Here is a 13,859-nt window from a genome sequence, read left to right as displayed (position 1 = left end):
ATGCAGCACCTTCGGGAAAAATCGCTGGAACTTCACAAGCGTTCACATGGAAAATTAAATGTTACTGTTAAAGTTTCCGTAGAAAATTCACATGATTTAAGTCTTGTTTATTCCCCAGGGGTGGCAGAGCCTTGCAGAGAAATTCATCAAAATCCGGAAAAAATATACGACTATACGATGAAGGGCAATTTGGTAGCTGTCGTTTCAGATGGATCAGCTGTATTAGGCTTAGGGAATATCGGAGCTGCCGCATCAATGCCTGTAATGGAGGGTAAAGCCGCTTTATTTAAAGCATTTGCCGACATTGATGCTTTTCCGCTTTGTCTGAATACGAATGATCCTGATGAGATCATTGCGATTGTAAAAGCGCTTGAACCTACTTTTGGCGGAGTTAATTTAGAGGATATTTCAGCTCCAAATTGTTTTATCATTGAGGAACGTTTAAAACAGGAAATGAATATCCCGGTTTTCCACGACGATCAGCACGGAACAGCAATTGTAACAGCGGCGGGACTGATTAATGCTCTAAAGATGGTTAATAAACGTCTTGAAAAAGTGAAAATCGTTTTAAATGGCGCCGGTGCTGCCGGAATTGCGATTACTAAGCTGCTCCTTGAAATGGGAGCAGAAAATGTGATCATGTGTGATACGAAAGGCGCAATCTTCAAAGGTCGATCAGCCGGCATGAATCCGATGAAAGAATTGATTTCAGAGCTGACAAATAAAAGCTTATTCCAAGGATCGCTCGGAGAGGCTTTAGAGAATGCAGACGTTTTTATTGGCGTTTCTGCTGCGGGAGCTGTTTCTTCTAAAATGGTTCAAGGGATGAATAGGGATGCGATTATTTTTGCCATGGCAAATCCAGATCCGGAAATCATGCCTGAAGCTGCAAAAGCGGCTGGAGCGGTGATCGTTGGAACAGGAAGATCAGATATGCCTAATCAAGTCAATAATGTTCTTGCATTTCCGGGGATTTTTAAAGGCGCGCTGCAAGTGCATGCGACTGAAATAAATGAAGAAATGAAAATGGCTGCCGTCTATGCCATTGCGGATTTAATTACACCATCAGAGCTTGAGTATGAGTATGTCATTCCGCATGCTTTTGACAAAAGAGTTGCCGCCGCTGTATCAGAAGCTGTTGCAAAAGCAGCCGTCAGATCAGGAGCTGCCCGCAAATCAACTGTTTGAAAGGAGTACAGACATGAAATTTGTCCGATTTACAGATCAGTCAGATATCTATTATGGAGTTTTACAAGAATCTGAAATCAAAGAAATACAAGGTGATATGTTAAAAGACTGGGAGTATACAGGCCGTTCTTTTCAAAAAGAGCAGGTTCAGCTTCTAGCTCCCTTACAGCCAAATCAGATTATCGGAATAGGTGCAAACTATGTTTCAGATAAGAAGGATATGCCTGAGATTCTTCCTGAAATTCCGGTATTTTTTTTCAAGCCGACATCATCCGTAATCGGACCGGAAGAAAAAATTATCATACCTGCCGGTGCCAAACAGGTTAAATTCGAGTCAGAGCTTGCCGTTATCATCGGGAAAGAAGCAAAAAACGTCCGTGAATCAGATGTTCTGGATTATGTATTTGGCTACACAGTAGGAAATGACGTAACAGCTCCCGCCTTTTTCCACGGAGACGGACACTGGACAATCGGAAAATCATTTGACACATTCACACCTTTAGGACCAGTGATTGAAACAGAGCTGGATCCATTCAATGTGAATGTGGAGGCAAGATTAAACGGGACATTGAAACAGGATAGCCCGACTGAACTCATGATCATTCCGATCCAAAAAATGATTTCCTATTTGACCAGCGTTATGACCCTTAATGCAGGGGATGTGATATTAACAGGAAGTCCTGTTGGGGCAGAATTAGTAAATACAGATGATGTCATTGAATGCGAAATCAAGGAAATCGGCATTTTAAGGAATTCATTTGCCAAAGCACGAGAAAGCGTTAAAAATTAGATGGTCCTTTTCTTTACCCGGAATCAGTAATGATATACTAGAGTAAAAGTCAATTTGCACCAGAGGTGAGAGGGTTGGATCGAGAAAATATGGTAAAGTCCGTCAGCCGGGCATTGGATATTATAACGCTCGTAAGTTTAAAAAAAGGCGGGCTTGGGGTTACCGAAATAGCGAATCAAATCGATATAAACAAAAGCTCCGTATACAAGATATTGTCTACGTTAGTTCAATACGGCTATGTAGAACAGGATGCTGAGACTGGAAAGTACAAGCTTGGCTATAAATTCCTGGAAATCAGCTCAAAGCTGCTTGAATCGATTGATCTTAGAGCTGAAGCAAGAATGTATTTACAGGAGCTGGAAAATGAAACAAACGAGGTCATCCATTTAGTTGTGTATGATCAGGGTGAAGTTGTATATATAGAAAAGCTTGACGGCAGTGAAACACTGCGGATGCATTCAAAAGTGGGCAAGCGTGCCCCCATGCATTGTACATCTGTTGGGAAAGCCATTCTTGCCCATCTTCCATCAAGTGTGGTTATGGATATTTTAGAGCGGAAAGGCCTGCCGATGCATACGGACAAAACGATTACAAATAAAGATGATTTTCTTTTGGAACTGAATACTGTCAGACAAAAGGGATATGCTCTGGACCTTGAAGAGAATGAAAACGGGATCACATGCATCGCTGTGCCGATTTTTGACCATATAGGCAATGCGATCGCGGCTGTAAGCATTTCAGGCCCAACTATACGAATGACAGAACATAGGCTGGAACAGCTGCAGTCCCGCATGCAGCACATCGGCAGGCAAATATCCGCAAGACTTGGCTTTGAAATAAAAGAATGATCTTAAATTTTATGATTTGTTCGTGTTCACTTTTTATAGGTATACCGGACAAATTTTTTTTGAGGAATGAAAGAAATTAAATATTCCAAATATTATCGAGATACCTTTCGTTATACAACAATATTTATTATTGTTGTATAACATGTTTCTTTTATTGTAAATGTTGCGCATTTCGAAACAAAAAGGGGGAAATGTTTTTGAGTACCGGGATGTTAGGATTTTTGTCACTGCTGCCGATTTTAGTTGTGGGAATCTTTTTGGTAGGTCTCAGGTGGCCGGCCAGCAAAGCCATGCCAATCTCGTATTTAACCGCGATTGGACTTGCGCTGTTTGTTTGGAAAATACCAGGAGCAACAGTTGCAGCAGCATCTGTCAATGGACTAGTGGTAGCAGCCACGCTGCTGTATATAATTTTCGGGGCGATCCTGCTGTTAAATACCCTGCAGGAGAGCGGTGGAATTAAAACCATTCGTCAGGGCTTTACCGATATTTCAGTGGACAGACGCATTCAGGTCATCATCATAGCGTGGCTGTTCGGTTCATTTATTGAAGGCGCATCAGGCTTTGGAACACCGGCAGCGGTTGCTGTACCGCTGATGGTCGGGCTTGGATTTCCAGCAATGGCAGCTGTTATCGCTGGAATGGTCATACAAAGTACTCCTGTTTCCTTTGGTGCCGTTGGAACACCGATGCTTGTCGGCGTTCAAACAGGCTTATCCGCAGATTCAGGCATTACGGACGATTTCCTTGCACTTGTCACAGAAATTGGAGGTCAGGTTGCGATTTTACATATGATTGCCGGAACGCTGATTCCGCTGTTCGTAGTCGCATTGATGACAAGATATTTCGGTAAAAACAAATCATTTTCTGAGGGATTGAAAGTTTGGAAATTCGCATTGTTTTCAGCATTTGCAATGACGATTCCATATGTCATCGTAGCAAATATTTTAGGACCCGAGTTTCCATCAATGGTTGGAGGTTTGACCGGCCTTGCAATTGTAGTTTTCGCAGCAAAAAAGGGCTTCCTGATGCCGCCAAAAGAAAAAGCTTGGGATTTTGAAGAAAAGTCAAAATGGGATCCTGAGTGGATGGGTTCACTTGAAATGAAAGATATCACTCACAAGAGCGGAAATATGAGCATGCTTAAAGCGTGGTCACCCTATATTCTAGTTGGAGCATTTTTAGTCATTTCAAGATTGAAAGCGCTTCCTGTAATAGATTGGCTTCAATCATGGGTTGTGTCGTTTCCGAACATGTTCGGCTCTGAAGTCAGTGCAAGCTTTCAGCCGCTTTATTTGCCTGGAACGATCTTTATCTTAGTATCACTCATTACTTTCTTTCTTCATGGAATGAATGGAAGCGCATACAATTCTGCATGGTCTCAATCAGCTAAAACTACATTAGCTGCTTCTTCAGCACTTGTATTTACAGTGCCTATGGTTCAGGTATTTACAAATTCCAAAGGCGGAGCAGCGGGTTTTGACGCGATGCCAATTGAACTCGCAAACGGAGCAGCTGCAATAGCAGGTGAATTTTGGCCGTTTTTCGCTACCTTCATAGGTGGAATTGGTGCATTTATCGCTGGAAGCAACACGGTCAGCAACATGATGTTCAGTTTATTCCAATATGATGTTGGCTCTCAAATTGGTGTAGATCCTACTTGGATTGTAGCGCTTCAAGCCGTAGGCGGAGCTGCAGGAAACATGATTTGTGTTCATAATGTCGTTGCCGCTTCAGCGGTAGTAGGGTTAATTGGAAAAGAAGGAGTTGTGATTCGGAAAACGTTATTTCCATTCAGTTATTATGCTCTTTTATCTGGTGCAGTCGGCTATTCGATTGTATGGTATTCACAAAAAGGTATCTTCAATCTTGGCTCCTATGTTGCTGCAGCGATTGCAATGGCTGCCATTTACATAGTGGCAACGAATCAGAAACGGGCAGCATTGATTGTGGAAACCGATCGAAATATGAAATCATAGGATTTATCTTTGCAGAAGCTGCCATTTTGATGGCAGCTTATTTATGTTAAATGAGTTTCCTTTTAGAAAGTGAGCAGGTGACGAAAGAATACGCAAAGCCTTACAGGGCTATTTTGGAATCATTTCATCATTATAGAAGGCTTTTTTCTAAAAGATTGTTGCTCTCAGGATATAAAACTAACCACTTGTATTTTCCCCGACTGATAATAATGTTGATTCATTTCTTATGCAGATAACTGAGCAGGATAAAGAAGGAATATTGGAATCACTAACGAAATGTTCAATGAGTGGCGAGGATGTCGGCTCTTCAATAATATTTTTCAGGAGATGATTGATTTGAAGTTGTTGCAAATAAGACTGTTGGTCAAAGATTTTAAGAAAAGCGGCCTGTTTTACCGAGATTTATTGGAGTTTCCAGTAAGTTGGTACGATGAAGACATGGAATATGCGCTATTCAATAATGGGGAAACAAAAATTGAGCTTGTATCTCGAAAAGTTATGGCCGAATTGGTCGGAGAAGAAAATAAGCCTTTAGAAGCTGAGTCTCAATCAAGATTTTTACTTCAATTTCAAGTAGAAGATGTCGATAAGACATATAACCGTTTCAGAGAAAAAGAAATTGAATTTGTTAATGAACCTCATGATCGTAAGGAATGGGGAGCGCGTGTTGCACATTTTCGTGACCCTGATGATAACTTAGTTGAAATATATAAAATGCTGTAATTGATTGGTTAAAATGGGACTAGACCACAGACTGAGCGGTAAGGATGAATGTTGACGATTAAGGATTTATAACCTCACTGAAAATATTAAAACGTTATTTGAAAAAAATAAGGGCAAGAAAGTAAAAGAGTCAAAAGAGTTCTTGTGAATTTTTAGAACTTTTCTGACTCAAATTACTATTGGAAACACAAGTGAAGAACTAGATATAATGATTCTAATCACGAATCAGCTAAGAGTTTGTCTATTTCAGCTGCCGCACGGTCTAAACCAGCCTTAACAGACAATTCACCTTCAAATATTTTTTTTAAGTACTCACAGTACACTTCGTCGATTTTACTCCAGTTCTTAACTTGGGGCCATAAAAAAGCATTCTCAGCAGCCTCCTTATAAGGATTAAGGTAAGAATTATTAGGTATTTTCATAGCTTTGACTGCATCTTGGTTAGTTGGCATCAATCCAGTTTGCGCCATAAGAAGCTGCGCTTCTTTATCTGTCATCCATTTCATAAAAGTCCATGCCGCAGATTGTTGTTTACTGCCCTTCATAATAACTAGGTTTTCTCCGCCAATAATCGAAACAGGACCTTTATCATGTGGAAACGGTACTGGGATGGTCAGCTTTTGAGCACGATCCAATTCTGCTCCATCCAATAGGCTGTAGAACCAAGGCCCTTCGTCTGTCATAAGTATATTTCCGGATTTTACTCGTTCAAAATTTTTGTCATCACCGGATTGATCAGGAAGATTAATGAGTCCTTCTTTATAAAGTGATGTCAATTGCTCCACAGCATAGATTGTTTCTTTGCTGTTTAAATATCCGGAAGCCTTGTTGAAATTCTTATCGGATATGGCTCCACCAAGGGTGTATATAAATGGAATCGTATCCCAAGGTTCCAATCCTCCGAGTCCGATCGAAAAGCGATGATGATGCGCAATCTTTATCACTTCTTCCATTGTGCGCGGAGGCTTTGAATAGCCGGCTCGTTTTAGAAGCTCACGGTTAAAGATCGCAGTCTTTGTGTAAATATTAAGTGGTAGAGAATAATAATTCTTTTTGTAATAGCCTCCAGCCATCGCATGAGGAGAAAACCTGCTTTGGATATCTTGAAAACCTGGGAACATGTTTAACGGTTCAAGAAGCTCTTTATGTGAAAATTCAGGAACCCAGGAGATATCAAGCCGGACCACATCTGGACCTCGGTTGGAAGAGGCGCGTCCTATTAATGTGTTCTTTAATTCGTTATTAAATGCAAAGTTGATCGACTCGACCCGCATGTTCGGATGCTCCCGCTCAAAAGCAGGGAGCAACTTTTGTTCTAATAGCTCGGTTTCTTTGTCGTTGTAGGTGTGCCAAAACGTAATAACTGTTTTTTCATGATTCTGAAGCGTTTGAACATGCTTTGGATCGGAAATCATCGAATGACTTTTACAACCTGCTAACAATACGAGAATCAGTAAACAGGATGCAAGCTTCCATCCCATAATGGTAACACCCTTTCTTAATCTAGCCAATCTTGCTCACCTGGTGTTTTTCCCTGTACGCCATTGGAGTTAAACCGGTTACCTTTTTAAAAACTTTGCTGAAATATTTTACGTCTTTAAAGCCTGCGGCTTCAGCTACATCGTAAATTCGATTTTCATTTTCCACTAATAGGCGCTTCGCTTCCCTGATTCGCAGATCAATCAGATAATCGACAAAATTTCGGCCTGTTTGTTTTTTGAAATAGAGACTGAAATAACTTTTACTGAGATGAACGATATCTGCTACGCTCTGCAGTGTTATGTTCTCGGTATAATGGGAAGCTATATATTCCAGAGCCTTCCTTATTAATTTCTCGTCATATCCATTATCAATCAGTTTTGGTGTAAAGGTAGTCCTGATTTCTCCTAGTTGGCAAACCAGCAAGGATACCATTTGATCGATTGTCTCCGCTTGAAAAAGCAGCTCATGCCGCACTGGGAGCATTGATTCATCTGCTCTGAGCAATCGGTACGTGCCCGTGAGAAGGCTGCACGCCTCCTGCTTTACTTGTTCTGGAGTCAGGGCCCCGCCATTCCAGCGTTTAAGCGCATATTCAATTGCTGATGAAGTTGGATCTCCATTGCTGATCATTTCGAAGAATGGCTTCCAATCATGGATTTTTTTATCGATTCTTATCTTTTCCAAACCGGTTTCCGAACCGTTCATATGATAAAATCTGCCTGGCCCTTCAAAAAAACGTCTTTGGCAAGCTGAAAAACTGTTAGTAAATCCCTTAATAATGCTGTTTATACCCCGCTCTGTCACTATACCTGCTGATGTTGAAACGTCCCATTCCTTTTCTACTAACTGCTTCCACTGAAGGAGTTGCTGCTGCTGATCTGCTCCATTAAGATTAGGTAAAATGAGAAACATACTGCTTTCAGCGACAATCATTGCGGTCCCTATCTCGATCTGCTCATAAAACCTTTTCTGCCATTCCTCCAATAGGAACTGCATATAGAGAAAACCGTGATTTTCCCTCCATTCCTCAGCACCATCCAGCATTAGATAAACACAAGCATAGGAATGTTCCAGCCATGCAGGCGCCCACGCGGTTGACGAATAGGAGGTCTGCTCTTGCACGATCAATCTTTTCATTTCTTGTTCGACACGTTTTCTTTCAAGATAGACGGCCTCTTGTTGATAGTGATTCAGTTCAGAATCCTTTTTCCGTTCTTCCCTCAGCATTGTTATACATCGCCTGAGGACGGCCAGAAGGTCGTCCTTTTTTAGGGTTAGCTTCAACAAATAATCGACCGCGCCGAGTTTAAGCCCTTCTTTTACGTATTCAAAGTCACTGTAGTTGCTAATCAGGATTACTTTGAGCCAAGGGTAAAGCTCTAGTGCTTTCTTCGTAAGTTCAATGCCTCCTAACAATGGCATTTTGATATCGGTAATAAGAATATCATAGGGGTGTTTTTCAAGTGCAGATAGGGCTTCGGCACCGTTGGCGTATTGGTCATCGACCGTTATTCCTTCGTTTTCCCAATCAATAAAGGATGTAATTCCTTTCCGGATAACAGGCTCGTCATCCACTATAAGAACTCTAAACATATTGTTCCTCCTGGTGCATTAATTTTTTTGTGTCAGCTCCCAATTTTTTATAATAATACGCACTGTAGTCCCTTGTTCTGACCTGCTGGAGATCGACCATTTCCAATTGTGAGCGTAATATAGCCGCAGAGTGTCAAAGATATGACGTAAACCGATGCCGATTTTTCCTTTTTCAACAGCAGTCACCGGATCATTCAATTCTTTTACCTTATCATCACTGATGCCTAAGCCGTCATCGGTTATAAGAAATTCTAATTTCCCGTCATCAAAATGAATCTTAATCGAGATTTGTCCGTCTGTATTCTTCGGAACAATGCCATGGAATATCGCATTTTCCACCACTGGCTGAAGCAGCATGCGGGGGATAAGGAGCCTTTCCGTACCTGGTTCTATGTCTAACGCTAAATGGAAGGTTTTTTCGTAGCGAAGCTCCAAAATCACCAAATACTTCCGGATTATGTCCAGTTCCTCCTCAACCATAATGATGCTGCCGCTTTTGCCCATATTTGCTTCCAACAAATGGGTGAGTGCCGACAATACGTGATAAGCGCGCTCGTTTTGATTCGAATCAATAAGCCAGCGCAGGGTGCTAAGTGTGTTAAAGAGAAAGTGGGGATGAACCCGGTGCATAACGGCCCGAAGCTCAGCATGGTGCTTTTCACTCTGCTCAGTTTCCACCTGCTGCATTAAATTGACGATTTCAAAAAGCATTTCGTTAAATTGCTTACTTAAAAATCCGATCTCATCAGAGGAATCTACATTCGCTCTCGCTTTTAGATCACCTCGTTGAACTTGAAGCATACTCTGGGACAGTTGTCTGATAGGCTGCGTTACTCTGCCGGCAATGAAAAGCCCAATCCCAATGGCAAGCAAGGAGAAAACTCCGGCTGAAACGACGATCCAGGATTGGAGACGATCCAATTGTCCGCTGATCTCATGGATCGGAACAGTCCCTACTAGCATCCAGCCATTGCTCAGTGACTGCTTAACTCCGTAATAAGGGATGCCATTCGCGTCAAATTCAAATTCAACAGCATCATTACCAACAATATGGTGATACAAATCAGGATTTTCCACCTTCTTATTGATGCTGTCTAAATTCGAATCAATCATGATCATTCCGTTCTTATCCACAACGAAAAATTTTCCTGTCTTCCCAAGTTTTAAGTGCTCAATTGTATTAAGAATAGACCGTCCGTCTAAATGAACCTGTACAAGTCCGATATTGTTCAGCGTGTCAAAATCCTTCAGGACCCTGCCGACAGGAAGGGTTAAGTCCGTATTAATTCCGCCCCCGTTGAAATCGTCATACTGAAGCCCTTGCCAAACTAATTCTCCGTCCTTTTGTTTGGCTTCCTTTACCCATTCCTGTTCTGAAAGCTGTATTTTTTTAAGTCTGGCTTCGGAAAAGGTTCCGCTGCCCCAGCCACTGCCTTCCTCTTTCAGCACATAAACAATTTTGACGAAGGAGTTGGAATAGACGTAATTATTCAGCAATGTATTAATGTATTCGGAATTTCTTCTTTGATCGTTAGATGTATTGCTATTTAATTCTAATGCAGCTTGCCGGATGTTCTCATCACTGCTAATAAAATCAGAGGTATCGATTCCAACATTTAATATGAAAGAGAGCGACTCAGCCGTCTGTTTGGTAATTTGAACGGTGGACTCCCGCACGTTTTTCTTCAAGATCGAATTAGACTCCCAGTAAAAAGATAAAGAGATAAAAAGTGTCGATATCAAAATCACAAGCAGAAAAGCCACAATGATTTTAGTTGAAAAGCTTCTATATAAAAATTTTTTTCGGAACATGAAACCCCGCCTTACATTCGTTCTTACTATTAATTATTGTAAAGGGTGCAGAGAGTGATTGCCCAAGGAAGGTTTTGGAAAAGAACACCTGCTAATCAGTTATTTCACTATAAACATATCATTTTTCTCCTTCGTTAGATGTGGAGGTGTTTTATTTTGAGGAAAGACCGAAAAATTTTACCCCCACAGAATTAGCCGTAAAAAGACTAAACGAATTTCCATAATATTCATTTAAAACCTTAATAAGGAAAAACCACTCGAATAAGCGTCGTATTTTAAGCAATACTCGAAAAATAAAAGATTGACGAACCCTTATGGAAGCAATCAAAGAGAAAAGTCCTTTAGGTCTCATAGTCTATCATTTTCTAAAAATATCCATTTTCCCGGCCGGAAACTAGGCGTTTCCTTCTCGAATGTAAAGAAAAAGCAGAAAATGTAAAGCTATTCCAAATCAAGATCCACGCTATTTTAAACCATTTTGAAGGAACCTTCTCGAGCATTTTTATGATAATTTGAGAGCCATTCAAATTTCAGGTAGGAGTTTTAACCGATTGTTCAAGACTCTCTTAGTTGCTAACTTGGTAGTGTGCCCGGGAAACAAAATTTGCTCTTGATTGAAAATGAAAAAGAGAATGGAGAGATGGTCTGAAAAAATAAGTTGAAGTGAAGACGTCCAAGAATTGAAATCATTTATTTTTAACACAGAAGTGAGAACGATGAAATGAATAGAAGAATCCCAGCTGACGTGAAGAAAGAAGTCTCAATTAAGTTAAGTCAAGCGTCTTAAAAAAGAATTTAAATTTTATTAGAGGTGAAACATGAACTTACCGAAAAAATATTTAAAAATGATCGCAAGTGCATCACTTGCAGCTACTATTTGTATAACTGCAGCAGCTCCAAATGCTCTAGCTGTTACACAGCCCGAAGCAGACACACCTTTAGCTCAGGAAAATCTTCAAAAGCTTTCTGTTCAAGGAATTGAGAAGCTTTCAAACGGTGTCAAATTGGACTTAGGATCAAATGATGCGTACATTCGATTATTTGACAAAGATTTTGTAAAAGTTTCTGTATTAAATAAAGGTGAAAAAGAATTCGAATCTAGAGGGATTGCCAAAAAAGAATCTGAATGGGATACTCCAAAATTTAAAGCAATCTCTAGCTCAGATACTTATACGCTAAAAACAAATGAACTTACGGTTGAAATTAAAATGAAGCCATTTGGTGTACGCTTCCTTGACAAGCAAGGAAATGTCATCAACGAGGATTATGTAAATCAAGACCAAACACCAGGATATGAAAATGGAAAGCCTTATGTATTTAAGAAAACAGATAAAAATGAAGATTTCTATGGCTTCGGTGAGCAAGCCGGCGTGGAATTCAACAAACGTGGCGATAGCATCGGCATGTGGAATACAGATGCTTACTCCTATAATAAAGATACAAAATATGTGTATACATCGATTCCATTCTTCATTGGGTTAAAAGATAAAAAAGCATATGGTATTTTCTTTGACAATACACATCGCTCCTACTATGAAATGGCCAGCGAATCTGATGATTACTACTATTTCTATGCAAACGGTGGTAAGTTAACGTATTACTTTGCATACGGTCCAGAAATTGGCGATGTCGTTGACCGCTATACAGATTTAACAGGTAAAATGGAAGCTCCGCCAGAGTGGTCATTGGGCTTACACCAAAGTAAATGGGAATATAAAGCAGATGAAATCGTAAATGTTGCTAAAACATACCGTGAAAAACAAATTCCATTAGACACTATGCATTTTGATATTGACTACATGGATGGTTTCCGTGTATTTACATGGAATGATCAATACAATCAAGCGTTAAAACAACTAAAATCTATGCCTGGATTCCATGCTATCGCAATCAACGATCCAGCTGTTAAACAAGATGAAAACTATCGCATGTATCAGGAAGGTACAAAAAATGATTATTGGGCGAAAAACGCAGACGGAACCCCGTTCATCGGTCCGGTATGGCCTGGGAATTCTGCTTTCCCTGATTTCTCTAAACAAGAAGTTCGCGATTGGTGGGCTAACAACCATGATACCTTATTTAATGAGGGAATTGACGGTATCTGGAATGACATGAATGAACCTGCCGTATTTATCGACACGGACAAAATGTACCATACGTTACCTTTGGATGCCTATTTTGGTACAGAAGATAACAAAATTATGCATACAGAGTATCATAACTTATACGGTCATGATGAAGCAGATGCTACTCATCAAGCATTTAAAGTGCACAAACCTGGTACTCGTCCGTTTGTGTTAACACGTGACATGTATGCAGGTACACAGCGTTGGGCTGCATTATGGACAGGTGACAGTGAATCGAACTGGGAACACTTGCAAATGTCAATCCCGATGATCTCTAATATTGGTCTATCAGGTGTATCATTCGTTGGTACTGATATTGGAGGTTTCGCTAAACGACCAGACTCAGAGCTGTTTGCTCGCTGGATGGAAGTAGGAGCTTTCTATCCATTCTCGCGTATCCATTATGATAGTGATGCAAAATCTGAAATTAAGCAAGGTCAAGAACCTTGGGCATTTGGTCCAGAAGTTGAAAAAATCAGCAAGAAGTATATCGAATTACGTTATCAATTACTTCCTTACTTATACAATGAGTTCAAGGAAGCAACTGACACTGGTAAACCGGTACATCAACCGCTTGTTTATCAATTCCAACATGATGAAAAAACAAATGATATTAGTGACCAGTACATGTTTGGTGACTCTATGATGCTTGCACCGGTTATAACAAAAGGTCAAACATCTCGTAGCGTTTACTTACCACAAGGCGTAAACTGGACAGACTATTGGACTGGTGAAGAATACAAAGGTGGACAAACTCTTACTGTAGATGCTCCACTTGGTCATTTACCGATTTTCGTGAAGAAGGATTCAATGATTCCAAGCCGTGAAGTACAGCAATACACAGGTGAAAAACCTTTAACAAACCTTGTGCTTGATACGTATTTAGACAATAACGCTTCATATACGTTCTACGAGGATGATGGTGCAACAGAAGATTACAAACAAGGTGAATACAACGAAACATCATTAGAAGTAGAACGTAAGGGCAATAAAATTACATTCAAACAAAAACAAAAAGCTAAAAACTTCAAAGAATCAAAATTAGAGCAATACACATTGAAATTAAATAAGGAAGAAAAGCCATCGAGAATTCAAGCTGGAAACAGCAAATATCAAGAGGTTGGTTCTCTTGCGGAAACACAAGGAAAAACAAATACCTACTTCTATGATGCAGAAGCAAAGGTTCTTTATGTAAGCATCCCAGCTGATGAGAAAAAAGAAGTTCAAATCCGATAAAAAAAATTGAAAGTTTAGCAGGAAGAAGAGGGTGACCAATAACACTATGTTAGATCCTATTGAGTCACCTTCTTCTTTATAT

General features: G+C 40.3%; 9 protein-coding genes. 6 read left to right on the top strand and 3 right to left on the bottom strand.

The genetic code is table 11. The annotated features are described in order from the left end of the window. The 5 genes from K8L98_RS13120 (at window position 1) to K8L98_RS13100 (ending at window position 5,528) form a co-directional block, all read left to right on the top strand. On the top strand, window positions 1-1,188 hold the full coding sequence (locus tag K8L98_RS13120) for an NAD(P)-dependent malic enzyme (protein WP_223435320.1): 1,188 nt from the start codon (window positions 1-3) through the stop codon (window positions 1,186-1,188). Between the two features lie 13 nt (window positions 1,189-1,201). Beyond that, window positions 1,202-1,978, top strand: coding sequence for a fumarylacetoacetate hydrolase family protein (locus K8L98_RS13115; RefSeq protein WP_223435319.1), 777 nt, complete (start codon window positions 1,202-1,204; stop codon window positions 1,976-1,978). A 74-nt stretch (window positions 1,979-2,052) separates the two neighbouring features. Then, window positions 2,053-2,826: an IclR family transcriptional regulator gene (locus tag K8L98_RS13110; protein WP_223435316.1), complete on the top strand. Its 774-nt coding sequence runs from the start codon at window positions 2,053-2,055 to the stop codon at window positions 2,824-2,826. 197 nt (window positions 2,827-3,023) lie between these two features. Continuing rightward, window positions 3,024-4,805, top strand: a complete 1,782-nt coding sequence (locus K8L98_RS13105) for an L-lactate permease (protein WP_223435314.1) — start codon at window positions 3,024-3,026, stop codon at window positions 4,803-4,805. A gap of 336 nt (window positions 4,806-5,141) precedes the next feature. Then, on the top strand, window positions 5,142-5,528 hold the full coding sequence (locus tag K8L98_RS13100) for a VOC family protein (RefSeq protein WP_223435313.1): 387 nt from the start codon (window positions 5,142-5,144) through the stop codon (window positions 5,526-5,528). 218 nt (window positions 5,529-5,746) lie between these two features. On the opposite strand, the gene K8L98_RS13095 is transcribed toward K8L98_RS13100, so the two are convergent. The 3 genes from K8L98_RS13095 to K8L98_RS13085 are packed head-to-tail and all read right to left on the bottom strand — an operon-like array spanning window position 5,747 to window position 10,415. Then, window positions 5,747-7,039, bottom strand: a complete 1,293-nt coding sequence (locus tag K8L98_RS13095) for an extracellular solute-binding protein (RefSeq protein WP_223435312.1) — start codon at window positions 7,037-7,039, stop codon at window positions 5,747-5,749. After that, window positions 7,032-8,603, bottom strand: a complete 1,572-nt coding sequence (locus tag K8L98_RS13090) for a response regulator transcription factor (RefSeq protein WP_223435310.1) — start codon at window positions 8,601-8,603, stop codon at window positions 7,032-7,034. Before K8L98_RS13090 ends, K8L98_RS13095 begins: the two co-directional genes overlap by 8 nt. Before the next feature lie 18 nt (window positions 8,604-8,621). Further along, window positions 8,622-10,415, bottom strand: a complete 1,794-nt coding sequence (locus K8L98_RS13085; RefSeq protein WP_223435309.1) for a cache domain-containing sensor histidine kinase — start codon at window positions 10,413-10,415, stop codon at window positions 8,622-8,624. A gap of 818 nt (window positions 10,416-11,233) precedes the next feature. Here K8L98_RS13085 and K8L98_RS13080 point away from each other — a divergent pair. Beyond that, window positions 11,234-13,777, top strand: coding sequence for a glycoside hydrolase family 31 protein (locus K8L98_RS13080; RefSeq protein WP_223435308.1), 2,544 nt, complete (start codon window positions 11,234-11,236; stop codon window positions 13,775-13,777). Window positions 13,778-13,859 lie beyond the last annotated feature (82 nt).

It is taken from the genome of Metabacillus dongyingensis, assembly GCF_019933155.2.
GTDB classification, from domain to species: Bacteria; Bacillota; Bacilli; order Bacillales; family Bacillaceae; genus Bacillus_P; species Bacillus_P dongyingensis.
The sequence above is the reverse complement of the archived record's forward strand: the minus strand, read 5'-3'. Positions and strand labels throughout refer to the sequence as shown.

Coding starts and splice junctions, on each gene's coding strand:
- K8L98_RS13120 (WP_223435320.1), top strand. CDS start 1: ATGCAGCACCTTCGGGAAAAATCGCTGGAACTTCACAAGCGTTCACAT.
- K8L98_RS13115 (WP_223435319.1), top strand. CDS start 1,202: ATGAAATTTGTCCGATTTACAGATCAGTCAGATATCTATTATGGAGTT.
- K8L98_RS13090 (WP_223435310.1), bottom strand. CDS start 8,603: ATGTTTAGAGTTCTTATAGTGGATGACGAGCCTGTTATCCGGAAAGGA.
- K8L98_RS13085 (WP_223435309.1), bottom strand. CDS start 10,415: ATGTTCCGAAAAAAATTTTTATATAGAAGCTTTTCAACTAAAATCATT.
- K8L98_RS13080 (WP_223435308.1), top strand. CDS start 11,234: ATGAACTTACCGAAAAAATATTTAAAAATGATCGCAAGTGCATCACTT.